The following is a 22,664-nucleotide window of genomic DNA, read 5'->3' as shown; positions in this document are numbered from 1 at the left end:
GGAATCGGTCCGCCGCAACCGGCTGTGCCGTCAATCGCCGGACGGGCTTGAAATATTCGCCGGGCGGGCTGCGTAAGCAGCCCGCCCGGCGATTGAGGGCGAGCGCGGCCCACGGGCCGCGCAACCGGTCAGCGTTCTCCGGCCCCAGCCCTACGGAAGCTGCGCGGCACGCGCCTCACGGCGGTTGTCACGGAACGTGTTCACCCGTCGCGCCGTAGCGAAGAGCGGAATCACCGCGCCCGTCACCACCTGGAGCGCACAGCCCGTCTGGAGCAGGAGCTGCCCGCCCGGCGCGTCGAACGCCCAGGCCGCCAGCAGCCCCATCGCGGCCACGATCCAGCCGAGCATCGCCACCGCGAGGACACCTCGTGGCTTCGGATACTCGACCCGGCTCACCATCAGCCACGCGACGCCGATGATGGCGAGCAACGTCGGTACGAAGGGGAGTTCCAGGAGCACGATCGAGACGACCGTCAGCGCGCCGAAGGGGCTCGGCATGCCCTGGAACATGCCGTCCTTCGGCTCCACGCAGGAGAATCTCGCGAGCCGCAGGACCACCGCCAACAAGACCACGATCGCCGCCAGCGCCGAGACCCGCTGATGCGCGTCGTCGGCGACCATGCCGTACACGAGCACGAAGTACGCGGGTGCCAGACCGAAGCTGATCAGGTCCGAGAGGTTGTCCAGCTCCGCGCCCATGGGCGAGCTGCGCAGCTTGCGTGCCACGAGTCCGTCGAACAGGTCGAAGACCGCCGCGCACAGCATGAGGATCACGGCGGTGGCCGCGGAGTGCCGCGCCATGCCGGTCTCTTCGCTGCCCGTGAGGTGCGGGATCAGGATGCCGGTGGTGGTGAAGTACACGGCCATGAAGCCACAGGTGGCGTTACCGAGGGTGAGGGTGTCCGCTATCGACAGCCGCATGGACAGCGGCATGTCCTCCGCTTCGTCCTCCTCCTCGGCATCGGCGACCCAGCCGGCCGGTGCGTCGGGATCAATCACGGTCAATTCGAGTCACCCCTGCGGTCGTGGCCTGGCCGACCTCGACAGCGACATCGACACCTTCCGGAAGGTAGATGTCGACGCGCGAGCCGAAGCGGATCAGGCCGATGCGCTCGCCTTGCTCCAGCTTGGTGCCCTGCGGTACGTACGGCACGATCCGCCGGGCGACGGCACCGGCGATCTGGACCAGCTCGATGTCACCGAGTTCGGTGTCGAAGTGCCAGACGACGCGCTCGTTGTTCTCGCTCTCCTTGTTGAACGCGGGAACGAAACCGCCGGGGATGTGCTCCACGGACGTCACCGTGCCCGCGAGGGGGGCGCGGTTCACATGGACGTTCAGCGGGCTCATGAAGATCGCGACGCGGGTGCGTCCGTCCTTCCACGGCATGATGCTCTGCACCACTCCGTCGGCCGGTGAGATGACCCGGCCCTGTGTGATCTCTCGCTCGGGGTCGCGGAAGAACCACAGCATGCCCGCCGCGAGTGCGGTGGCGGGCACGGCGATGGCGGCGGCGCGCTTCGAGCCGCGCGCGCGGACCAGACTGAGTGCTGCGGTGGCGACGGTCGGCAGAAGCCACGGCGATGCTCCGCGCGCGAGGCGTCCCTTGGGAATGAGGTCGCGAGGTGCGGAGGTTTGGCTGTGGGGCATGAATGACCTTCGTAGCGGATGGAGCCGCACGGGCAACGGGGGACGGCGGCTTTCCGTCGATGGTATCGGTTGCCGGGTGCAACTGGGCAATGCAGAAGCCGAGTCGGCGGCCGGAAGCCGATGACGCGGGGTGATGTCGTGGGCGGTCAAATGGGATGAAAGGCCGTGATCAACCCTGGAATCGGTACTCCTCCAGCAACCGGCGACCAATGATCATTTTCTGGATCTCGGCGGTACCTTCGCCGATCAGCAGCATCGGTGCCTCGCGGTAAAGGCGCTCGATCTCGTACTCCTTGGAAAAGCCGTAACCCCCGTGGATACGGAAGGCGTCCTCGACGACTTCCTTGCAGTATTCGGAGGCGAGGTACTTCGCCATCCCTGCCTCCAGGTCGTTTCGTTCCCCGGAGTCCTTTTTGCGTGCCGCATTCACCATCATCGCATGAGCTGCTTCGACCTTCGTCGCCATTTCGGCCAGTTTGAACTGGATCGCCTGGTGCTGGGCGATCGGTTTGCCGAAAGTGTGGCGCTGCTGGGCGTACGAGACGCCGAGTTCGAAGGCACGTTGTGCGACGCCACAGCCACGCGCGGCGACGTTCACACGGCCGACCTCGACGCCGTCCATCATTTGGTAAAACCCTCGGCCGGTGGTGCCGCCGAGGACCCGATTGGCCGGAATGCGCAGTCCGTCCATGATCAACTCGGTGGTGTCGACGCCCTTGTAGCCCATCTTGTCGATCTTGCCGGGGATGGTCAGACCGGGCCGCACCTCACCGAAGCCGGGCTCCTTCTCGACCAGGAACGTGGTCATCGACCTATGCCGGGCCGTGCCTTCCGGGTGGCCTTCGTCACTGCGGCACAGAACGGCGACGAGCGTGGACGTACCGCCGTTCGTCAGCCACATCTTCTGGCCGTCCAGGACGTACTCGTCGCCGTCCTTGACGCCCTTCGACGTGATCGCCGACACGTCCGAGCCGAGCCCCGGCTCGGACATCGAGAACGCGCCACGTACCTCACCGGCCGCCATACGCGGCAGGAAGGTGTCCTTCTGCTCCTGGGTGCCGTGCTGTTTGAGCATGTACGCCACGATGAAATGCGTGTTGACGATGCCCGAGACGGACATCCAGCCGCGGGCGATCTCCTCCACGCACAGCGCGTACGTGAGCAGGGACTCGCCCAGACCGCCGTACTCCTCGGGAATCATCAGCCCGAACAGACCGAGTTCCTTGAGCCCTTCGACGATCCGGGTCGGATATTCGTCGCGGTGTTCCAGTTCGGTGGCCACCGGCAGGATCTCTTTGTCGACGAAGTCCCTTACCGTGGCGAGGATCTCGCGCTGGATGTCGGTCAGGTCCGCGGTCTGGGCGAGACGGCTCATGGATCAGATCTCCCTCGTCGTAGGCATCGGCTCGGGGCGGCCCGGCTGTTCGCCGCCGCGCCGCTCGACATAGGCGGCGGTCGGCACCATCACCTTGCGGCGGAACACGCACACGACCGTGCCGTCCTGCTTGTAGCCCCTGGTCTCGACGTACACGACCCCCCGGTCGTCCTTGGACCGTGACGGTGTCCTGTCCAGGACGGTCGTCTCGCCGTACAGCGTGTCGCCGTGGAAGGTCGGCGCGATGTGCCGCAGCGACTCGACCTCCAGATTGGCGATGGCCTTCCCGGAGACATCCGGGACAGACATACCGAGCAGCAGCGAGTAGACGTAATTGCCCACCACCACGTTCCTGCCGAAATCGGTCGTCTTCTCGGCGTAGTTGCTGTCGAGATGCAGCGGATGGTGATTCATGGTGAGCAGACAGAACAGGTGGTCGTCGTACTCGGTGACGGTCTTTCCCGGCCAGTGCTTGTAGACGGCCCCGACCTCGAACTCCTCAAAGGTGCGTCCGAATCGCATCGTTCACGCCTCCGGGACTTCGAAGACCGAGGTCCGCCGCAGCCCCGCCGCCCGGCCCTTGCCGGAGACGACCAGCGCCATCTTGCGGCTCGCCTCGTCGATCATCTCGTCGCCGAGCATCGCCGACCCCTTCTTGCCGCCCGCCTCGGACGTCGCGTAGTCGTACGCGTCGAGGATCAGCTCCGCGTGGTCGTAGTCCTCCTGCGACGGCGAGAAGATCTCGTTCGCGGCGTCGATCTGGCCCGGGTGCAGGACCCACTTGCCGTCGAAGCCCAGCGCGGCGGCGCGGCCCGCGACCTCGCGGAACGCGTCCACGTCCCGGATCTGTAGGAACGGCCCGTCGATCGCCTGGAGGTCGTGCGTACGGGCCGCCATCAGGATCCGCATCAGGATGTAGTGGTAGGCGTCCGCGCCGTAACCGGGCGGCTGCTGCCCGACCACCAGCGTCTTCATGTTGATCGACGCCATGAAGTCGGCGGGGCCGAACACGATGGTCTCCAGACGCGGCGACGAGGCCGCGATCTCGTCCACGTTCACCAGGCCCTTGGCGTTCTCGATCTGCGCCTCGATACCGATCCGGCCGACCTCGAAGCCCATCGTCTTCTCGATCTGGGTCAGCAGCAGATCGAGCGTCACGACCTGCTGCGCGTCCTGGACCTTGGGCAGCATCACACAGTCCAGATTGTGGCCCGCGCCCTCCACGACCGTGATCACGTCGCGGTAAGTCCAGTGCGTCGTCCAGTCGTTGACACGTACGACCCGGGTCTTGCCCGTCCAGTCGCCCTTGTTGAGCGCGTCCACGATCGTGTGCCGGGCGCCCTCCTTGGCGAGCGGCGCGCACGCGTCCTCCAGATCGAGGAAGACCTGGTCGGCCGGCAGCCCCTGAGCCTTCTCCAGGAAGCGCGGGTTCGAGCCGGGCACCGCCAGACAGGTGCGGCGGGGGCGGAGCCTGTCGGCGGGGGTTTGCGACGCGGTTGACGTGGCCGACGTGGTCGACGTGGTCATGTGCGGACCTCCAAGGGGTCGAGCTTGTTCGCGTGACGGATCTCGTCGACGATACGGCCGATGATCTCGGTGATCCCGAAATCCTTCGGGGTGAAGACGGCGGCCACTCCGGCGGCCCGCAGCGCCTCGGCGTCGGCGCCCGGGATGATCCCGCCGACGATGACCGGGATGTCCCCGGCCCCCGCGTCCCGCAGTCTGCCGAGCACGTCCGGGACCAGCGCGGCGTGCGAGCCGGAGAGGATCGACAGGCCGACGCAGTGCACGTCCTCGGCGACGGCGGCGTTCACGATCTGTTCGGGCGTCAGCCTGATGCCCTGGTAGACGACCTCGAACCCGGCGTCCCGCGCGCGTACGGCGATCTGCTCGGCCCCGTTGGAGTGCCCGTCCAGCCCCGGCTTGCCCACCAGCAGCCGCAGCCGCCCCGAGCCCAGCTCCGCCGCCGTACGCGACACCTTCTCCCGTACGGCCGCGAGCGGCGTCCCCGCCTCGGCGGCGACCGCGACCGGCGCGCCGCCCACCCCCGTCGGCGCCCGGTACTCGCCGAAGACGTCCCGCAGCGCGAAGGACCACTCACCGGTCGTCACCCCGGCCCGCGCGCACTCCACGGTCGCCGCCATCAGATTGCCGGTACCGGCCGCGGTCCGTTTGAGGGCGGCCAGCGACTCGCTCACCCGCGCGTCGTCCCGGTGTGCCCGCCACTCGTCCAGCGCGGCCACCACACGCGCCTCGTTCGCCGGGTCGACCGTCATGATCGCGGTGTCCAGATCGGCGGTCAGTGGACTGGGCGCGGTCTCCTCGAAGCAGTTGACCCCGACGATCTTCTCCTCGCCCGACTCGATACGCGCCCGGTGTTCGGCGTGCGAGGAGACCAGCCGCGACTTCAGATAGCCGGATTCGACGGCGGCCATCGCACCGCCCATGTCCTCGATCCGGGCCATCTCCGCCAGCGAGTCCTCGACCAGGGACGCCACCTTCGCCTCCACGACGTGCGACCCGGCGAAGATGTCCTCGTACTCCAACAGATCGCTCTCCAGGGCGAGTACCTGCTGTATACGCAGCGACCACTGCTGGTCCCACGGCCGGGGCAGCCCCAACGCCTCGTTCCAGGACGGGAGTTGTACGGCGCGGGCACGGGCGTCCTTGGAGAGGGTGACGCCCAGCATCTCCAGCACGATGCGCTGGACGTTGTTCTCCGGCTGCGCCTCGGTCAGACCCAGGGAGTTGACCTGGACGCCGTAACGGAACCGCCGCTGCTTCTCGTTCGTGACGCCGTACCGCTCGCGCGTGACCTGGTCCCAGATGCGGCCGAAGGCGCGCATCTTGCACATCTCCTCGATGAAGCGGACCCCGGCGTTCACGAAGAACGAGATCCGGGCGACGACATCACCGAACCGCGCCGCCGGCACCTGTCCGCTGTCGCGCACCGCGTCGAGCACGGCGATCGCCGTCGACATCGCGTACGCGATCTCCTGGACCGGGGTCGCCCCCGCCTCCTGGAGGTGGTAGCTACAGATGTTGATCGGGTTCCACCGGGGGATGTGCGCGACCGTGTACGTGATCATGTCGGTGGTCAGCCGCAGCGAGGGCACCGGCGGGAAGACGTGCGTCCCGCGCGACAGATACTCCTTCACGATGTCGTTCTGCGTCGTCCCCTGGAGCAGATCGCTGTCCGCGCCCTGCTCCTCGGCGACCACCTGGTAGAGCGCGAGCAGCCACATGGCGGTCGCGTTGATGGTCATCGAGGTGTTCATCCTGGCGAGCGGGATGTCGTGGAACAGCCGCCGCATGTCGCCCAGATGGGAGACGGGGACGCCGACCCGGCCGACCTCGCCGCGCGCGAGGATGTGGTCGGGGTCGTAACCCGTCTGGGTCGGCAGGTCGAAGGCGACCGAGAGTCCGGTCTGGCCCTTGGCGAGGTTGTTGCGGTACAGCGCGTTGGACGCCTCGGCGGTCGAATGGCCGGCGTACGTCCGCATGAGCCACGGCCGGTCCTTGGGGCCCCTGCCGCTGCCGGACTCCCGTTCCGCTTCCGGCATGTCACACGTCCCGGAAGCGGTTGATGGCGTCGATGTGCCGCGCGCGGGTCTCGGGGTCGCTGACGCCCAGGCCCTCGCGGGGTGCCAGCGCGAGGACGCCCACCTTGCCCTGGTGCCGGTTGCTGTGCACGTCGTACGCGGCCTGGCCGGTCTCCTCCAAGGCGTACACCTTGGACAGCGTCGGGTGGATCTTTCCCTTGCCCACCAGGCGGTTGGCCTCCCACGCCTCGCGGTAGTTGGCGAAGTGCGAGCCCACGATGCGCTTGAGCGACATCCACAGATAGCGGTTGTCGTACTCGTGGGTGTAGCCGGAGGTGGAGGCGCAGGTGACGATGGTGCCGCCCTTGCGGGTGACGTACACACTGGCGCCGAAGGTCTCGCGGCCCGGGTGCTCGAAGACGATGTCGACGTCCTCGCCGCCGGTCAGTTCGCGGATGCGCTTGCCGAACCGCTTCCACTCGCGCGGGTTCTGGTGGTGCTCGTCCTGCCAGAAGCGGTACTCCTCGGCGGTACGGTCGATGATCGCCTCGGCGCCCATGCGCCGGCAGATCTCCGCCTTGTGGTCGCTGGAGACGACGCAGACCGGGTTGGCGCCGCCAGCGAGCGCGAACTGGGTGGCGTACGAGCCGAGTCCGCCGCTCGCCCCCCAGATCAGCACGTTGTCGCCCTGCTTCATCCCGGCGCCGTTGCGTGACACCAACTGGCGGTAGGCGGTGGAGTTGACGAGGCCGGGCGCCGCCGCCTCCTCCCAGGTGAGGTGCTTGGCCTTGGGCATGAGCTGGTTGGACTTGACGAGTGCGATCTCCGCGAGGCCGCCGAAGTTGGTCTCGAAGCCCCAGATGCGCTGCTCGGGGTCGAGCATCGTGTCGTTGTGCCCGTCCGAACTCTCCAGCTCCACGGAGAGACAGTGCGCGACGACCTCGTCGCCCGGATGCCAGACGTTGACGCCCGGTCCGGTGCGCAGGACGACCCCGGCCAGGTCGGAGCCGATGACGTGGTACGGCAGATCGTGACGTTTCGACAGCTCGCTGAGCTTGCCGTAGCGCTCCAGGAAGCCGAAGGTCGACATCGGCTCGAAGATCGAGGTCCAGACGGAGTTGTAATTGACCGAGCTGGCCATGACGGCCACCAGGGCCTCGCCGGGGCCGAGTTCGGGCACCGGTACGTCATCGAGATGGAGCGACTTGCGCGGGTCCTTCTCGCGTGATTCGAGACCGGCGAACATCTCGGTCTCGTCCTTGTGCACGGTCACCGCGCGGTACGAATCGGGCAGCGGCAGTGCGGCGAAGTCGGCGGACGTGCTGTCCGGCGACTGGATCGCGTCCAGGATGTCCTTCACGGTGTGGCCTCCGGCGAAGCGTGTTGCGGGAACGCTGAACAGGTCCCTGGGGGATGGGACGAGGAGTCGCGCTGTGCGCGTGGTGCGGTGAAGGTGTGCCGTCGGTTCGGCGCGTGGTGGCGCTCGTGCTCGTGCTCGGCGACGCCGGGTGGGCGTGTGGGATGCCTGTGACGCAGGCGTCCGGGCGCGCGGGCCGGGTGGCTCGCGGGGACAGCCGGCGTACGAGAGGTCTCGGTACGCCGGCCGCCCGGACATCTACAACGTATGGCACGCCGTGTCGTTGGACAAGGCACTGCGTGCCAGGAATTTGTCTCAGTTGTCATCCGCGAGGCACGCATGAGCACCAGCAGTCCACTCTGTGAGGTGAAATGTCACCATAAGTGGCTACTTGACAGCGGGGTGTCTCAGTGGGGGCGTGTCACGGAGGGCTTGTCGCGCGGGGCGTGTTACCGAGCGCGATGCCGCGCTTGTCGCCGGGGGCCTTGCAGGGGGCGCGTCACGGCTTCTTGAGCGCCTGCTTGATGGTGCGCATGACCTCGTCCAGCGGTGCGTCCGTACGGGCCACCGCCACCAGCACCTCGCCGCCGGCGCTCACCGAGGCGGCGGGCCGCTCGCCGCCGCCCATGGTCCGGCCCGCGCCGATGCCGGAGCCGTAGATGTCACGGACGATCGCGAAGGCATGGTCCAACTGCGTCTCCACGTCGCCCTGGCCGTCGGCCCGCAGCCACCGCCGCAGCACATGGTTGTGCGCGGTGACGACGGCGGACGCGGCCACCTCGGCGAGCAGCGGGTCGTCGTTGCCGTCGGTGTGCTCGTGCTCGTCGAAGTGGCCCAGCAGATAGCGGGTGAAGAGACGTTCGTAACGGGCCACCGAGGCGATCTCGGCCTCGCGCAGCGTGGGCACCTCGCGGGTGAGCTGGTAGCGCGCCACGGACAGGGTCGGCGAAGCCGCGTACATCCGCATGACTTCCTTGATGCCCCGGCACACGGTGTCGAGCGGATGCTCGTGCGCCGGCGCCGCGTTCAGGACCGCCTCCGCGCGCACGAGCGTGTCGTCGTGGTCGGGGAAGATCGCCTCTTCCTTGGAACGGAAGTGCCGGAAGAACGTCCGGCGCGCGACCCCGGCCGCCGCGGCGATCTCGTCGACGGTCGTCGCCTCGTACCCCTTGGTCGAGAACAGCTCCATCGCCGCCGCCGACAGCTCCCGGCGCATCTTCAGCCGCTGGGCCGCCGCGCGGCCACCGGCCGCGCTCTCCGGGGCGTCGGTTGCGGTGTTCGTACGGGCGGGCCGTCGGGCGGAGTCAGCGGGCTGAGCCATGACCACGAACGTACTGCATCCGTACACAAGGGCGCGCCTGCGGGTCAACCGCCGGACGGGCGGCGAACACGCCGTCCGGCGGTTGGAGGGGACGGCCGGACATGGCGTGTCCGTGTAGCGCTGTCCGCCCGCGGGCCGGGCGGGACTTCTCAAACACTCCCTAGCGCCGCGCCGCGTACTCGCGGAAGCCGCGTCCCGTCTTGCGGCCCAGACAGCCCGCCGCCACCAGGTGTTCCAGCAGCGGCGCGGGCGCCAGGCCGGGGTCGCGGAACTCGCGGTGCAGGACGCGCTCGATGGCCAGCGAGACATCGAGACCGACCACGTCCAGCAGCTCGAAGGGGCCCATCGGATAGCCGCCGCCCAGCTTCATCGCGGCGTCGATGTCGTCCGGCGTCGCGTAGTGCTCCTGGACCATCTTCACCGCGTTGTTCAGATACGGGAACAGCAGCGCGTTCACGATGAAACCGGCCCGGTCGCCGCAGTCCACCGGGTGCTTGCGGATCGTCGCGCACACCTCGCGGACCGTGGCGTGGACCTCGTCCGACGTGAGGACGGTACGGACCACCTCGACCAGCTTCATCGCCGGAGCCGGGTTGAAGAAGTGCATGCCGATCACGTCCCGCGGGCGCGTCGTGGCGCGGGCGCACGCGACGACCGGCAGTGACGACGTCGTGGTGGCCAGCACGGCGCCCGGTTTGCAGACCTTGTCGAGCGCGGCGAACAACTGCCGCTTGACCTCCAAATCCTCGGTCACGGCCTCGACCGCGAGATCCACCTCGTCGAACGCGTCCAGCGAAGGGGCCGGGGTGATCCGCGTCAGCGCGTCGTCGCGTGCCTCCCCGGTCAGCCGCCCCTTGTCGACAGAGCGGTTGAGGGACTTGGCGACCCGCGCCTTGGCCGCGTCCGCCTTCTCCTGGCTGCGGGCGGCGAGCACCACGACGTAACCCGCCTTGGCGAAGACCTCGGCGATCCCGCTCGCCATCGTTCCCGAGCCCGCCACCCCGACCGAGCGGACCGCGCCCCGCTCGGTGCCCCCGCCGGGCTTCCTGTCCAGCGGGGTCAGCGCGTCGCGCACCACCGTGCCGCTGCCCGGCGCCTCGTACGTGTAGAAGCCGCGTCCCGACTTACGGCCGGTGAGCCCGGCCTCGCTGAGCTGGCGCAGGACCGGCGCCGGGGCGTGCAGCCGGTCGCGCGACGCCGCGTACATGGCCTCCAGGACCGTACGGGCGGTGTCGACGCCGATCAGGTCGAGCAGCGCCAGCGGGCCCATCGGCAGACCGCAGCCGAGCCGCATCGCGGCGTCGATGTCCTCGCGCGACGCGTACTTGGCCTCGTACATCGCCGCTGCCTGGTTCAGATAGCCGAACAGCAGCCCGTCGGCGACGAAGCCGGGCCGGTCGCCCACGGCGACGGGCTCCTTGCCCAGCTCACGGGCCAGCGCGGTGACGGCGGTGACGGCGGTCGGCGCGGTCAGCACCGACGACACGATCTCGACCAGCTTCATCGCGGGGGCCGGGTTGAAGAAGTGCATGCCGAGCACGCGCTCGGGATGCGCGGAGTCGGCGGCGAGCCGGGTCACCGACAGCGCGTTCGTGCCGGTCGCCAGGATGGTGGCGGGGCCGACGACGCCGTCCAGCGCGCGCAGGACCTGCTGCTTGATGTCGTACGACTCGGGGACGACCTCGATGACGAGATCGGCGTCCGCGGCGGCCTGGAGGTCGGTGAACGTACGGAACCGGGAGAGCACGCCGCGCCGCTCCTCCTCGGTGATCCGCCCGCGCTCCACGGCCCGCGCGGTGGACGCTTCGAGCGCGGCGACCGCCTGGGCGGTGGCGATCTCGTCGATGTCGATGCCGATGACCTCACGGCCGGCGCCGGCGAGGACTTCGGCGATACCGGTGCCCATCGTGCCGAGGCCGACGACGGCGATGGTGGAGAGAGGGATGTCCATCACGGGACTCCAGGGGATGAGTGACGACTGAAGAGGGGACAGGCGCGTTGCCGCTGCCCGGGGCCGCCGCCGACAGGCGCGCGCCGCAGGGGCGTTGTGGTGCGGTGGTGTGGTGCGGTGCGGTGCGTTGTGGGCGTCGGAGAAACGGAGAAGGAGTCGGCGGACCCTGTCCCGGAGTCGCGCCGTGGTGCCGGACCATCTGGGCCGGAGCCTGTGTGCCGAACCGACGGACACTCACGGTGGCTGCGTCACCAGGCCACCGGGAGCCGCGGGGGTTTCCCGCTCACTTGAGGTTAACCGGCGGGTAACGAGCGCGCCAGCCCTGGGGAGATGTGCGGTACGTCACCGGCGGAAACCGGCCGTTCGCGTGCCGGGCGGTCACGGAGCGCGTCCTGTCGGACACGGAGCGCGGATACTCTGCCCGGCATGAACGAGCTGGAACGGCCGGCCGAGACGGTCGGAGTGGGCAGGCCCCGGGCGCCGCTGGCCGCCAACGCCGCCAACGCCGCCAACGCCGCCCACGCCGCACGGGACGTCACCGACGAGGAATCACATCTGCTCGCGGACCGGTTACGGGACGAGTCCGGCGACTCGGCCACGTACCGGCGGCTGATCGCCACCGAGGACCACGAAGAACTGGCCCACGTCCTCGTCGCTCCCCAACACCCCCTGTGGGCACGGGAAATCGCCGCGTTCCGGCTCGGCTGCGCGGGCGACCGGCGGGCGTTCGAGGCGCTGGTGCTGCTCCTGAACCACCGCGACACCGAACGCTGTGTGTCGGCCGCGCACGCGCTGGTGAAACTCGGCGACCCCCGTACGCCGCGCGCCGCCGCCGCGCTCGCCACCAACGTGCTGCGCACCGCGTACGCGCTCCACCCGGTGCGGCTGCTCGCCGAGCTACGGGCGCCGGAGTCCGTACCGGCCCTGATCGCCACTCTGGAGCGGCTGCTCGCCCCGGACGAGACCCACTGGCGGGTGGCGCTCGCGTGCGTGGAGGGCCTGGGGCGCCTGGGCGACCGGCGGGCGCTGCCCCTGCTGCGCAGCGCGCGGGCGCATCCCCGGCTGTCCGCCGCCGCGTCGGAGGCGCTCAGACGGCTCGGGTGAGGCCGCGCGCGTAACGCACCTCGGGCACGGCGACACCGTCCACCTCGAAGGGTTCCTCGGCACCGTCGAGTAAGAATCCGGCCATTTCGTAGAAGCGCCGGGCGCGGTGGTTCTCTTCGAGGACCCAGAGCAGGAGCGGCGAGTGGCCGTGCGCCGCGGCGTGCCCCAGCAAGGAGTCCAGGAGGCTCCTGCCGACGCCGGTCGCCACATGGCCGGGCGACACGTACAGCGCGTACAACTCACCGGCTCCGTCGGGCACGCCCTCGTCGCGGCTCGGCCCGAGGCAGCCCCAGCCGACGACCAGACCGGCGCGCTCCGCCACCAGATTCACGACCCTGCCGTCGCCATCGGCGAGTTGGGCGCGCCGGCGGGCGGCGTCCTCCTCGACGCTCATCGCGTCGAGGTAGGACTGCGGTATCAGCCCGGTGTACGCCCACCGCCAGCCGTCGATCCGTAGGGCGGCGACGGCGTCGCAGTCGTCGGCGGTCATCGCGCGGATGAGCGGGGTCATGGGTCAGGCGTCCTCGCCGACGATCGCGAACGCCTCGATCTCCACGAGCAGTTCGGGCCGGAAGAGGGCGGACACCTGGACGGCGGAGCTGGCCGGGGGCCGCTCCTTGTCGATGACCTCGTCGCGCGCGATCCGTACGGCGGGCAGATGCGCGACATCGGTCACGAAGAACGTCAGCTTGACGACGTCGGCGAAGGAGGCACCGGCCTCGGCGAGGCAGCGGCGCAGGTTCTCGAACACCTGCCGCGCCTGCGCCTCGGCGTCCCCCTCACCGACGATCTTCCCGTCGCTGTCGAAGGCACACTGCCCGGACACGGCGACGAAGCGCCCGGTGCCCCAGACGACGTGGCTGTAGCCGTTTCCGGGGGCGACGCCGGCGGGGGAGTGCACGTGAGTGAGTCGGGTCATGCCGCCATCCTCGCGGACGCCACTGACAACGGCCGAATGCTTTTCCCCCGGCGGGGCGCTTCGCCCGGCGGGGCGGGCGGGTCGGGTTGCGCGGGTCCGCCCGGCCACCGCCCACGCACCGCAGCGCACCGCAGCGCACCGCACGCGTCCGCACGCGCTACGCGGCGACCGCCGCCGTCAGCAACCGGTGCGTCTGTTCGTCGAACGCCATCAGCCTGATCCGTTCGACGTCCGTGCGCGTGGACCTGAGCGTGTCCACCGCGATCCGGGCCGCCCGTTCCGGCGGGAATCCGAAGATGCCCGTGGAGATCGCCGGGAACGCCACGCTCCTGGCGCCCAGTTCATCCGCGACCTCCAGGCAGCGCCGGTAGCAGGAGGCCAGGTTGTCCGCCTCGCCGCGGTCGCCGCCCTTCCAGACCGGGCCGACCGTGTGGATGACATGCAGGATCGGCGGGGTGAGATCGAAGGCCGGTGTCGCCTTCGCGTCACCCCGCGCGCAGGGCGCGATCGCGGCGCCCGCCTCGGTGAGCCGTGGGCCCGCCGCCCGGTGGATCGCCCCGTCCACGCCGCCCCCGCCGCGCAGTGACTCGTTCGCCGCGTTGACGATGGCGTCCGTGTCCTGCCGCGTGATGTCGCCGTGTACGACCTCGATCACTGTCATACCGGGATGATCGCACCCAGCACTACAACAGCGTCAGTTGCGTCGGGCCCGGCTCCGGTGTCACGTCGACGCGCTCCGGGGCCGGCGTCCGCCGGCCCGCGCGGCCCGCCGGGCCGATGCCGAACTCGTCCGCCAGTTCGTGGACCTGGCGCGTGATGCGGCGCTGGTACCACTTCGGCGCGTACGCGCCCTCCGCGTACAGCCGTTCGTAGCGCGGCACCAGATACGCGTGGTGTTCCCGCAGCCACGCCATGAACCACTCGCGGGCCCCCGGCCGCAGATGCAGCACCAGCGGGGTCACCGACGTCGCCCCGGACGCGGCTATCGCCCGCACCGTGGCCCGCAGTTGGTCCGCGCTGTCGCCGAGGAAGGGGATGACCGGGGCCATCAGGACCCCGCAGCCGATGCCGCTGTCCGTGAGTGTGCGCACGGCGTCGAGGCGGCGTTCCGGGGACGGTGTGCCCGGCTCGACCGTGCGCCACAGCTCCTGGTCGGTGAAACCGACGGAGACGGACACGCCGACGTCCGTGACCTGGGCGGCCTGGCGCAGCAGCTCCAGGTCGCGCAGGATCAGCGTGCCCTTCGTCAGGATGGAGAACGGGTTCGCGTGGTCGCGCAGCGCCGCGATGATGCCCGGCATCAGCCGGTAACGGCCCTCCGCCCGTTGGTAGCAGTCGACGTTCGTCCCCATGGCGATGTGCGCGCCCTGCCATTGGCGGGAGGCGAGCTGGCGGCGCAGCAGCGCCGGTGCGTTGATCTTCACGACGATCTGCGAGTCGAAGCCGAGGCCCGTGTCGAGGTCCAGATAGCTGTGGGTCTTGCGGGCGAAGCAGTACACGCAGGCGTGTGTGCACCCCCGGTACGGATTGACCGTCCACTCGAACGGCATGCGCGACGCGCCCGGCACCCGGTTCACGATGGAACGGGCGCGGATCTCGTGGAACGTGATGCCGCGGAATTCGGGGGTGTCGAAGGTCCTGGTGGTCACCGCGTCGGTACCGAAAAGCGCGGCGTCACGGGTCGACGTGGCGTTCTCGGCCAGATTGTCCCAGCGCATGTGCGCCTCCTCAGATGTACTGACCACAGAATAGAACACTTGTTCCCATGATCGAAGCAACCCCGGATTTGGGCACGCCTGCCGAAGATGGTTGGCTGGTCGCCCGGAGAACCGAATGCTGGAGGAAGCCATGGCGCAGGTCGAAGCCACGACGGAGCGGATCATCGCGGCGGACCCGGAGGCGGTGTTCGACGCGCTGGCGGACTACCAGGACATCCGCCCGAAGGTGCTGCCCGCGCACTTCAGCGAGTACGAGGTCCGCGAGGGCGGCGACGGCGAGGGGACGCTCGTCCACTGGAAGCTCCAGGCGACCAGCAAGCGCGTCCGCGACTGTCTGCTCGAGGTCACCGAGCCCACGGACGGCCAGCTCGTGGAGAAGGACCGCAACTCCTCGATGGTCACCACCTGGGTCGTCACCCCGGCGGGCGAGGGCCGTTCGAAGGCCGTCGTCACCAGCGTCTGGGACGGGGCCGGCGGTATCGGCGGCTTCTTCGAGAGGACGTTCGCGCCCAAGGGCCTCGCCCGTATCTACGACGAACTGCTCGAAAAGCTCGCGAAGGAGACGGAGAAGGCCGCCGAAGCGTCCTGAACCGTCAAGTCTCCAACCGTCAAGTCCCCCGAGGCCGGGGCGTCCTGGACGGCAACGGACGACCTTCCCGGCGTCACTGGTTCGAGTGATTTAACCCGCGACGCGTGACGTGCGCCCGCGCACCACGCGTCGTGGGAAAGCCGCTGATGAGCGCCCCCCGACCGCTCCTCGCCACCCCGTGCCACCGTGCGCCGTACCTCTTTCGGTGAAGCGCCCAGCTTGCTCCCGCTCTGCGTGCAATGTGAAGAATTACGCCGCGCAGACGCGACGAAGGGGAGCAATTCGTGGGTGGGATCACGCTGGTGAAGGACGACGAGCAGGCCGCCGTGCCCGCTCCGGCCGCGATCGACCCGCCCCCACCCGCCCCCGGCGCCGCCACCGAGGGCGGTGAACTCTCCCCGCGCCGGGTGCGTCTGGTCTTCTTCGGACTGATGCTCGCGCTGCTGCTCTCGGCGCTGGAGCAGATGATCGTCGCCACCGCCCTGCCGAAGATCGTCGGGGAACTCCAGGGCCTGGACCGGATGTCCTGGGCGATCACCGCGTATCTGCTGACCTCCACGATCGGCCTGCCGATCTACGGCAAACTCGGCGACCTCTTCGGCCGCAAGGGCGTCTTCCAGTTCGCGATCGTCGTGTTCGTCGTCGGCTCGGCCCTGGCCGGCTGGTCGCGCACCATGAACGAACTCATCGCCTTCCGCGCCCTCCAGGGCGCCGGCGCCGGCGGGCTCATGATCGGCGTCCAGGCGATCATCGCCGACATCGTGCCGCCCCGTGAACGCGCGCGCTACATGGGCCTCATCGGCGGCGCGTTCGGCCTCGCCTCGGTCGCGGGACCGCTGCTCGGCGGCTTCTTCACCGACCATGTCTCCTGGCGCTGGTGCTTCTACTTCAACGTGCCGTTCGGCCTCGTCACACTCGCCGTCGTCACCGTCGTACTCAAACTCCCCAAGCCGCGCGGCAGGGCCCGGCTCGACATCATGGGCGCGGTGCTGCTCGCCGCCGCCTCGACCTGCCTGGTCCTGCTGACCAGTTGGGGCGGTACGGAGTACGAGTGGGGCTCGCGCGAGATCCTGGGCCTGGCAGTCGGCGCCGTCGTAACGGCCGTGCTGTTCGTGGTGGTCGAGCACTTCGCGCCCGAACCGATCATCCCGCTGCGGCTGTTCCGCGACTCGATCTTCAACATCACCGGTCTCGTCGGCGCGGTCATCGGTGTCGCGCTGTTCGGCGCCGCCAGCTATCTGCCGACCTTCCTCCAGATGGTCGACGGCGCGTCGGCCACCGAGTCCGGTCTGCTGATGCTGCCGATGATGGGCGGCATCGTCGCCGCCTCCGTCGTCTCCGGCCAACTCATCAGCCGTACCGGCCGCTACCGGATCTACCCGATCCTCGGCGCCGCCGTCTCCGCCGTCGGCATGTGGCTGCTGTCCCGCCTGGAGACCGACACCTCCCGGCTCGAATACAGCCTCTGGCAGGCCGTCCTCGGTATCGGTATCGGCCTGGTCATGCCGGTCCTGATCCTCGCCGTGCAGAACTCGGTCCAGCCCCGCGACCTCGGCACCGCCACGAGCGCCAACAACTACTTCCGGCAGATCGGCGGCAGCGTCGGCGCCGCCATCTTCGGCACGCTGTTCGCCGACCGGCTCACCGACGCGCTCGCCGACCGCGTGCCGTCCGGCGCCGGGCTGCCCAGCGCCGAATCCATCACCCCGCAGATGGTGCACGCGCTGCCGCCCGCGCTGCGGGACAGCTATATCCAGGCGTACGCGGACGCGATGCCGCGGATCTTCCTCTACCTCGTGCCGGTGCTCCTGCTCGGCCTGCTCATCGCCTGCTTCCTCAAGGAGAAACCGCTGGTGTCCCACAACGCCTCCGCCGCCGAGTCCACCGCCGTCCCGGCCGCCCGCAGCGGTTCCGCTTCCGGTCCGGCCGCCGCTTCCGCGAACGCCGCCGCCCCGCACTCGTATCCGCCGGGCGTCCCCGTCTGCGGCACCGTCCAGCACCACGACGGCAGCACCGTCCCGCGCGCCGCGCTCACCCTCATCGACGTACAGGGCACCCAGATCGGGCGCGGGGCCAGCGGCGAGGACGGGCGGTACGCGCTCAGCGTGCCGGGGGCCGGTTCGTACGTGATGATCGCCGCGGCGGGCGGGCACCAGCCGCAGGCCGTCACGGTCACCGTCGGGGAGCGCCCCGTCGAGCTGGACGTGGTCCTCGGCGGCGCCGGACGCCTCGCCGGCGCCGTACTGACCGCCGACGGCACACCCGTGCGCGACGCCGCCGTCACCCTCACCGACGTACGCGGGGATGTGGTCGCCTCCACCCGCAGCGGGCGTGAAGGCAGCTATGTGATCTCGGAGTTGGTGGCGGGGGAGTACACCCTCGCGGCCAGCGCGCCCGCCTTCCGGCCCGCCGCGCTGCTCGTCAGCGTCCAGGCGTCGCGCGAGACCCAGCAGGACATCGAGCTGGCCGGCGGGGCGGTACTGCGCGGCACCGTACGGGCCGGCGGCGGCCGTCCGGTCGAGGACGCGCGCGTCACCCTGCTCGACGCGGCGGGCAATGTGGTCGACACGCTCACGACGGGCGCGGACGGGACATTCCGCTTCGTCGATCTGTCGTCCGGCGAATACACGGTCATCGCCGCGGGCTATCCGCCGGTGGCCACCGTGCTGCGGATGGCGGGCGGCGGACGCACCGAGAGGGACCTGCAACTGGGCCACGCGGACTGACGGTCGGCCGAGTGGATCACCGGCTGAATGACTGACTGAATTTCAGTCAATTTACCGGCGTACGCGGGCGCACGACCTAATAGTTCATTGCCCGGCGCATTGCGTGTTCAGAGCCGTACCGTGGGTGCACAGCCGCAGATCCCGGCGGCGGGGAAGGAGCCTTCCACCCATGGACAGTGGCACTCCGCCGCTCCGGTCACGGCGCGGGCGCACCGTGACCGGCCGGATTCCGCTTGCCGTTGTCGTCGTGGACGCAGACGGCCTCGTGTCGCACTGGTCGAGCGGTGCGCGGCGGCTTTTCGGCCACTCCAAACAGACCGCGGTCGGGCAGCCGGCCGGTGACCTGATGCCGGTCTCCGGAGCCCTCACCGAGGACCGCACGGGGCGGGTCAACGGCGCCTACGAATCGTACGGCGCCGACGACGAGTTGGGCCCGGAGCTGCACGGACGCAGCTCCTACCCCACCGCCGGCCGGGCGAAGCTGTCCGACGCGGGACGCCCACAGCTCGACGTGCTGTGGTGGGCCTATCCGCTGGCGGGTCCGGGAACGGGGCGCCATCTCGTACTCGCCGCGGACGTCGACCAGTTCCGCGGCGACGTCGGTGACGCCGACAGTGGCCGGATCGCGCCGAGCTTCTCGCTGCACACCGAATTCCCCGATTCGCAGTCGCTGGCCGGGCAACTCCCGCACATCCTGCCGAACATGAGCGTCGCCGAGTCGGAGCGCGTGGTCGCCCAGGTTCTCGAACTCGGTTATCCGGTACTGGAGTTCAGCCGCCACGAACGGGTGCCCGTGACCCCCGACTGGGGCGTGCCGCGGCGCGGGGCAAGACGCGCGAAGGGCGGCACCGCTCTCGCGCACCACCACCCCGCCGGCCGGCCCGCAGCGGCACCCGTATCCGTACCGGCGCCCCTATCCGTACCGGCACTCGTATCGGCGCCCGTATCCGTACCGGCGCCGGATCCCGAACTCGACCTCGAATACGCGGCGGTCCGCGAGCGGCTGGAATTCCTGAACGAGGTCAGTGGTCTCATCGGCTCCTCGCTCGATCTCGCGCGCACCATCCGCGAGGTCACCAGCGCCGCCGTGCCCCGCTTCACCGATTTCGCCGGGACCCATCTGCGCGCCGCCGTCCTGGCCGGCGAGGGCTTCCCCACCGGCCCGCCCGACGTGACCACCATCTGGCACCGGGTCTGGGTCGAGCACAACGACGAACCGGGCCGCTGGGACGACACCGTGCCGGTCGGCGAGGCCATCGCCTTCCCCGAGCACACCCCGTTCTTCCAGTGCATGGTCACCGGCGAACCGGTCCTCATCCCGCGGCTCAGCGAGGAGGACGGCGACCGGATCTCCGCGCAGTTCGAGAAGCGCGACCTGCGCCCGCTCATCAACAACCGCTCCATGCTGCTGGTCCCGCTCAAGGCGCGTGACGTGGTGCTCGGCTTCATGGTGCTGATGCGCCGTCAGGGACGGCAGCCCTTCGACGACATGGACCGCACGACCGGCGCCGAGCTGGCCGCCAGGGCCGGTCTCGTCCTCGACAACGCCCGGATGTACACGTATCAGGAGACTGTCGCCGACACCCTCCAGGACAGCATGCTGCCGCAGGTCGCCGCCCGCATGCCGGGCTGCGACATCGCCACCCGCTATCTGCCCGGCGCCCGGCTCGGCCGGATCGGCGGTGACTGGTTCGACTCCGTCAAACTGCCCGGATCACGTACCGCGCTCGTCGTGGGCGACGTCATGGGTCATGGCCTCAACTCGGCGGCGATGATGGGCCAGTTGCGTACGGCCGTGCAGACGATGGCGACCATGGAAATGCCGCCCGCCCAACTGCTGCGCAAGCTGGACGACTTGGCGCAGCGCCTGGGCGAGAACTATCTGGCGACCTGCCTGTACGCGGTGTACGACCCCATCCGCTGCGAGCTCCAGATCGCCAACGCCGGCCATATCCCGCCCGTCCTGGTCCGCGCCGCGGACGGCCGCAGCGAACTGCTCGACCTGCCGACCGGCGCACCCATCGGCGTCGGCGGCGTGCCCTTCGAGACCGCGACGGTCCAAGTCGGCCCCGGTGACCGGCTGGTGCTGTGCACCGACGGTCTGGTCGAGGTGCGCGGCCAGGACATCGGCGCGGGTCTCGCGGCGCTCTGCGAGTCGGCCGCGCATCCGGCCGCCTCCATGGACCAGGCGTGCGACACGATCATCCGCGCGCTCAACACCCAGGGCGGGCGCAACGACGACGTGGCCCTGCTGATGGCCAGACTCAACGGCGTCCCGGACGGCGACGTCGCCGAGTGGCAGCTCGCGCTCGACCCGCGCGAGGTCGCGCGGGCCCGGCGCCTGGTGCGCGGCAAGCTGTACGACTGGGATCTGCCGGGAGCCGTGGAGAACGCGGAGCTGATGGTGGGCGAGCTGGTCACCAACGCCGTACGGCACGCCCGCATCCGCCATGTCGGGCTGCGGCTGGTGCGCACGGACGCGCTGCTCTGCGAGGTCACCGACGACGAACCGGCCCCGGCGACCCTGCTGGGCGCGACGGCGGACGACGAGATCGGGCGGGGCCTGCGGATCGTGAGCCGACTGGCCCGGGGCTGGGGAAGCAGCAGTTCCGCACAGGGCAAGACTGTGTGGTTCGAACAGTCCCTGGCGGGAAAGGGAGGGGCCTATCTGGCGCGTAAGTGACGCGCCGTCAATTCGCCCCTGGCGGGGCCGAATTCGGGAGGCACGGATGGGCCTGTCACAGCGGTACCGGGACGCGTGGGAGAGCTACTGGCGCGAGACCTCCGACGCCCCGGGTGAGGCGATCTGGGACTCCGACCCCTCCCTCACCGCGATACCGCACTGCGCCATACTGCTGCCGCACGCCGACCCCTCGCTGCCCGTGATCGACCTCGGCTGCGGCAACGGCACCCAGACCCGCTATCTCGCCACCCGCTTCGCGCGCGCCGTGGGCGTGGACCTCTCGCAGGCGGCGATCGAGCACGCGCGGCGCGCCGACACCGCGAAGGTGGCCGAGTTCGAGCAGCTCAATCTTGTCGACGGGGAAGCGGTACGGGAACTGTCGGCGCGGGTCGGCGACACACACGTCTATATGCGCGCCGTCATCCACCAGAGCGAACCGCAGGACCGGCCCGCCGTCGCCGGGGCGGTGGCCACGCTGCTCGGCGAGCGCGGCAGGGCGTTCGTCGTGGAGCTGACCTCCGGGTCCAAGACGGTGCTCCAGCAGGCGGCGGCGGCACCGGGCGGACCGCCCGCGAAACTGCGCCGGGTCTTCGACCACGGACTGAAGCCGGCCGGGGCCGCCGACGACGAAGTGCCCCGGCTGCTGGGCGAGGCGGGCCTGCGGATCATCGGCAGCGGGGACACCACGCTGCCTCAGACGGAGTATCTGGCCGACGGCACCCGGATGGAGCTGCCCGCCAGGTGGTTCGTCCTGGCTCCCGTCTGACGAATCGCCCCCGTCCGACGCGTCGGCGGCCCGGGAGGGCCGGGGGTGGTCGACGCGTCCGGCGGCGCGTACGGTTTCGCTGCATGAAGATCCTCATCAGCGCCGACATGGAAGGCGCCACCGGTGTGACCTGGCCGGCCGACGTCCTGCCCGGGACGCCGCAGTGGGAGCGCTGCCGCACCCTGTTCACCTCGGATGTGAACGCCGCCGTCCTGGGCTTCCTGGACGGCGGCGCCGACGAGGTGCTGATCAACGAGGCGCACTGGACCATGCGCAATCTGCTGCTCGAGGAGCTGGACGAACGCGCCCAGATGCTCACCGGGCGCCACAAGTCGCTGAGCATGGTCGAGGGCGTGCAGCACGGCGACGTCGACGCGATCGCCTTCGTCGGCTACCACACGGGCGCGGGCACCGAGGGCGTCCTCGCGCACACGTATCTCGCCAACTCCATCACCGGCGTCTGGCTGAACGGAGCGCGCGCGAGCGAGGGGCTGCTCAACGCCCACGTCGTCGCCGAGTACGGCGTCCCCGTGATCCTTGTCACCGGCGACGATCTGACCTGCCTGGACGCCGACGGTTACGCCCCCGCCGCCCGCAAGGTCGCCGTGAAGGACCATGTCTCGCGGTACGCGGCGGTCTGCCGCACCCCCGCGCGCACCGCCGCCGACATCCGCGCGGCGGCCAAGGAGGCCACCGCTCTGGCCGTACGGTACGAACCGGTCCGCGGCGGCCCGTTCACCGTCGAGCTGGAGTTCGACGCCGCCCATCTGGCCGCCGCCGCCACGGTCGTTCCGGGCGTGGTCGGCAGCGGCGAACGGCGTGTGGCGTACTCGAGCGGGACGATGTACGACGGCATTCGCACCTTCAAGGCGGTCACCACGATCGTCTCCGCCGCGGTGGAGGAGCAGTATGGCTGACATGACGACCGACAAGACGCCTGCCGGGCCGCGCGACATGACGCCCGA

19 protein-coding genes are annotated in these 22,664 nt (G+C 70.0%); 6 read left to right on the top strand and 13 right to left on the bottom strand.

What is annotated here, in order from left to right; genetic code table 11:
• Nucleotides 1-150: 150 nt before the first annotated feature.
• The 9 genes from pssA to OG329_RS05945 all read right to left on the bottom strand — a co-directional run bounded on the left by pssA (nucleotide 151) and on the right by OG329_RS05945 (nucleotide 11,194).
• Nucleotides 151-1,005 (bottom strand): CDP-diacylglycerol--serine O-phosphatidyltransferase, encoded by an 855-nt coding sequence (gene pssA, locus OG329_RS05985; protein WP_405793271.1) that lies wholly within the window; start codon nucleotides 1,003-1,005, stop codon nucleotides 151-153.
• The gene (locus OG329_RS05980) at nucleotides 992-1,648 is read right to left on the bottom strand and encodes a phosphatidylserine decarboxylase (protein WP_405793270.1); all 657 of its coding nucleotides are present in this window, start codon (nucleotides 1,646-1,648) and stop codon (nucleotides 992-994) included. The genes pssA and OG329_RS05980 overlap by 14 nt, the downstream gene beginning before the upstream one ends.
• Before the next feature lie 169 nt (nucleotides 1,649-1,817).
• Nucleotides 1,818-3,023: an acyl-CoA dehydrogenase family protein gene (locus OG329_RS05975; RefSeq protein ID WP_405793269.1), complete on the bottom strand. Its 1,206-nt coding sequence runs from the start codon at nucleotides 3,021-3,023 to the stop codon at nucleotides 1,818-1,820.
• Nucleotides 3,024-3,026: 3 nt separating this feature from the next.
• The gene (locus tag OG329_RS05970; protein ID WP_405793268.1) at nucleotides 3,027-3,545 is read right to left on the bottom strand and encodes a MaoC family dehydratase; all 519 of its coding nucleotides are present in this window, start codon (nucleotides 3,543-3,545) and stop codon (nucleotides 3,027-3,029) included.
• 3 nt (nucleotides 3,546-3,548) lie between these two features.
• Nucleotides 3,549-4,550, bottom strand: a complete 1,002-nt coding sequence (locus OG329_RS05965) for an HpcH/HpaI aldolase/citrate lyase family protein (RefSeq protein ID WP_405793267.1) — start codon at nucleotides 4,548-4,550, stop codon at nucleotides 3,549-3,551.
• Complete coding sequence (locus OG329_RS05960; protein ID WP_405793266.1) at nucleotides 4,547-6,586, bottom strand: protein meaA; 2,040 nt, start codon at nucleotides 6,584-6,586, stop codon at nucleotides 4,547-4,549. Before OG329_RS05960 ends, OG329_RS05965 begins: the two co-directional genes overlap by 4 nt.
• A 1-nt stretch (nucleotide 6,587) precedes the next feature.
• Nucleotides 6,588-7,925 (bottom strand): crotonyl-CoA carboxylase/reductase, encoded by a 1,338-nt coding sequence (gene ccrA, locus OG329_RS05955; protein ID WP_405793265.1) that lies wholly within the window; start codon nucleotides 7,923-7,925, stop codon nucleotides 6,588-6,590.
• A gap of 496 nt (nucleotides 7,926-8,421) precedes the next feature.
• Nucleotides 8,422-9,243 carry a TetR family transcriptional regulator gene (locus OG329_RS05950; RefSeq protein WP_405793264.1) on the bottom strand — a complete coding sequence of 274 codons (822 nt, stop codon included), beginning with the start codon at nucleotides 9,241-9,243 and terminating at the stop codon, nucleotides 8,422-8,424.
• A gap of 160 nt (nucleotides 9,244-9,403) precedes the next feature.
• A complete protein-coding gene (locus OG329_RS05945; RefSeq protein WP_405793263.1) occupies nucleotides 9,404-11,194 on the bottom strand; it encodes a 3-hydroxyacyl-CoA dehydrogenase family protein in 1,791 nt (596 codons plus the stop codon).
• Nucleotides 11,195-11,620: 426 nt separating this feature from the next.
• Between OG329_RS05945 and OG329_RS05940 the strand changes: the two genes are divergently transcribed.
• Nucleotides 11,621-12,298 (top strand): HEAT repeat domain-containing protein, encoded by a 678-nt coding sequence (locus OG329_RS05940; protein ID WP_405793262.1) that lies wholly within the window; start codon nucleotides 11,621-11,623, stop codon nucleotides 12,296-12,298.
• On the opposite strand, the gene OG329_RS05935 is transcribed toward OG329_RS05940, so the two are convergent.
• From OG329_RS05935 to OG329_RS05920, 4 genes are all read right to left on the bottom strand, one after another.
• Nucleotides 12,282-12,809 carry a GNAT family N-acetyltransferase gene (locus tag OG329_RS05935; RefSeq protein WP_405793261.1) on the bottom strand — a complete coding sequence of 176 codons (528 nt, stop codon included), beginning with the start codon at nucleotides 12,807-12,809 and terminating at the stop codon, nucleotides 12,282-12,284. The genes OG329_RS05940 and OG329_RS05935 overlap by 17 nt on opposite strands.
• 3 nt (nucleotides 12,810-12,812) lie before the next feature.
• Complete coding sequence (locus OG329_RS05930) at nucleotides 12,813-13,217, bottom strand: RidA family protein (RefSeq protein WP_405793260.1); 405 nt, start codon at nucleotides 13,215-13,217, stop codon at nucleotides 12,813-12,815.
• A gap of 157 nt (nucleotides 13,218-13,374) precedes the next feature.
• A complete protein-coding gene (locus OG329_RS05925; RefSeq protein ID WP_405793259.1) occupies nucleotides 13,375-13,878 on the bottom strand; it encodes an O-acetyl-ADP-ribose deacetylase in 504 nt (167 codons plus the stop codon).
• Between the two features lie 22 nt (nucleotides 13,879-13,900).
• Nucleotides 13,901-14,935 (bottom strand): Rv2578c family radical SAM protein, encoded by a 1,035-nt coding sequence (locus OG329_RS05920; protein ID WP_405793258.1) that lies wholly within the window; start codon nucleotides 14,933-14,935, stop codon nucleotides 13,901-13,903.
• Nucleotides 14,936-15,065: 130 nt separating this feature from the next.
• On the opposite strand from OG329_RS05920, the gene OG329_RS05915 reads away from it, so the two are divergent.
• The 5 genes from OG329_RS05915 (at nucleotide 15,066) to OG329_RS05895 (ending at nucleotide 22,616) form a co-directional block, all read left to right on the top strand.
• Nucleotides 15,066-15,524: an SRPBCC family protein gene (locus OG329_RS05915; RefSeq protein ID WP_405801670.1), complete on the top strand. Its 459-nt coding sequence runs from the start codon at nucleotides 15,066-15,068 to the stop codon at nucleotides 15,522-15,524.
• Between the two features lie 284 nt (nucleotides 15,525-15,808).
• Complete coding sequence (locus OG329_RS05910; protein ID WP_405793257.1) at nucleotides 15,809-18,250, top strand: MFS transporter; 2,442 nt, start codon at nucleotides 15,809-15,811, stop codon at nucleotides 18,248-18,250.
• Between the two features lie 169 nt (nucleotides 18,251-18,419).
• Nucleotides 18,420-20,933, top strand: coding sequence for a SpoIIE family protein phosphatase (locus OG329_RS05905; RefSeq protein WP_405793256.1), 2,514 nt, complete (start codon nucleotides 18,420-18,422; stop codon nucleotides 20,931-20,933).
• 46 nt (nucleotides 20,934-20,979) lie between these two features.
• Nucleotides 20,980-21,699, top strand: a complete 720-nt coding sequence (locus OG329_RS05900; protein WP_405793255.1) for a class I SAM-dependent methyltransferase — start codon at nucleotides 20,980-20,982, stop codon at nucleotides 21,697-21,699.
• An 83-nt stretch (nucleotides 21,700-21,782) separates the two neighbouring features.
• Nucleotides 21,783-22,616: a M55 family metallopeptidase gene (locus OG329_RS05895; RefSeq protein ID WP_405793254.1), complete on the top strand. Its 834-nt coding sequence runs from the start codon at nucleotides 21,783-21,785 to the stop codon at nucleotides 22,614-22,616.
• Nucleotides 22,617-22,664: the final 48 nt, after the last annotated feature.

This window comes from Streptomyces sp. NBC_01506, from assembly GCF_045040295.1.
Taxonomy (GTDB): domain Bacteria; phylum Actinomycetota; class Actinomycetes; order Streptomycetales; family Streptomycetaceae; genus Streptomyces.
The sequence above is the reverse complement of the archived record's forward strand: the minus strand, read 5'-3'. Positions and strand labels throughout refer to the sequence as shown.

Coding starts and splice junctions, on each gene's coding strand:
- OG329_RS05980 (WP_405793270.1), bottom strand. CDS start 1,648: ATGCCCCACAGCCAAACCTCCGCACCTCGCGACCTCATTCCCAAGGGA.
- OG329_RS05940 (WP_405793262.1), top strand. CDS start 11,621: ATGAACGAGCTGGAACGGCCGGCCGAGACGGTCGGAGTGGGCAGGCCC.
- OG329_RS05960 (WP_405793266.1), bottom strand. CDS start 6,586: ATGCCGGAAGCGGAACGGGAGTCCGGCAGCGGCAGGGGCCCCAAGGAC.
- OG329_RS05935 (WP_405793261.1), bottom strand. CDS start 12,809: ATGACCCCGCTCATCCGCGCGATGACCGCCGACGACTGCGACGCCGTC.
- OG329_RS05905 (WP_405793256.1), top strand. CDS start 18,420: ATGGACAGTGGCACTCCGCCGCTCCGGTCACGGCGCGGGCGCACCGTG.
- OG329_RS05975 (WP_405793269.1), bottom strand. CDS start 3,023: ATGAGCCGTCTCGCCCAGACCGCGGACCTGACCGACATCCAGCGCGAG.
- OG329_RS05920 (WP_405793258.1), bottom strand. CDS start 14,935: ATGCGCTGGGACAATCTGGCCGAGAACGCCACGTCGACCCGTGACGCC.
- OG329_RS05950 (WP_405793264.1), bottom strand. CDS start 9,243: ATGGCTCAGCCCGCTGACTCCGCCCGACGGCCCGCCCGTACGAACACC.
- OG329_RS05970 (WP_405793268.1), bottom strand. CDS start 3,545: ATGCGATTCGGACGCACCTTTGAGGAGTTCGAGGTCGGGGCCGTCTAC.
- OG329_RS05900 (WP_405793255.1), top strand. CDS start 20,980: ATGGGCCTGTCACAGCGGTACCGGGACGCGTGGGAGAGCTACTGGCGC.
- OG329_RS05915 (WP_405801670.1), top strand. CDS start 15,066: ATGGCGCAGGTCGAAGCCACGACGGAGCGGATCATCGCGGCGGACCCG.
- OG329_RS05925 (WP_405793259.1), bottom strand. CDS start 13,878: ATGACAGTGATCGAGGTCGTACACGGCGACATCACGCGGCAGGACACG.
- OG329_RS05895 (WP_405793254.1), top strand. CDS start 21,783: ATGAAGATCCTCATCAGCGCCGACATGGAAGGCGCCACCGGTGTGACC.
- OG329_RS05930 (WP_405793260.1), bottom strand. CDS start 13,217: ATGACCCGACTCACTCACGTGCACTCCCCCGCCGGCGTCGCCCCCGGA.
- OG329_RS05945 (WP_405793263.1), bottom strand. CDS start 11,194: ATGGACATCCCTCTCTCCACCATCGCCGTCGTCGGCCTCGGCACGATG.
- OG329_RS05965 (WP_405793267.1), bottom strand. CDS start 4,550: ATGACCACGTCGACCACGTCGGCCACGTCAACCGCGTCGCAAACCCCC.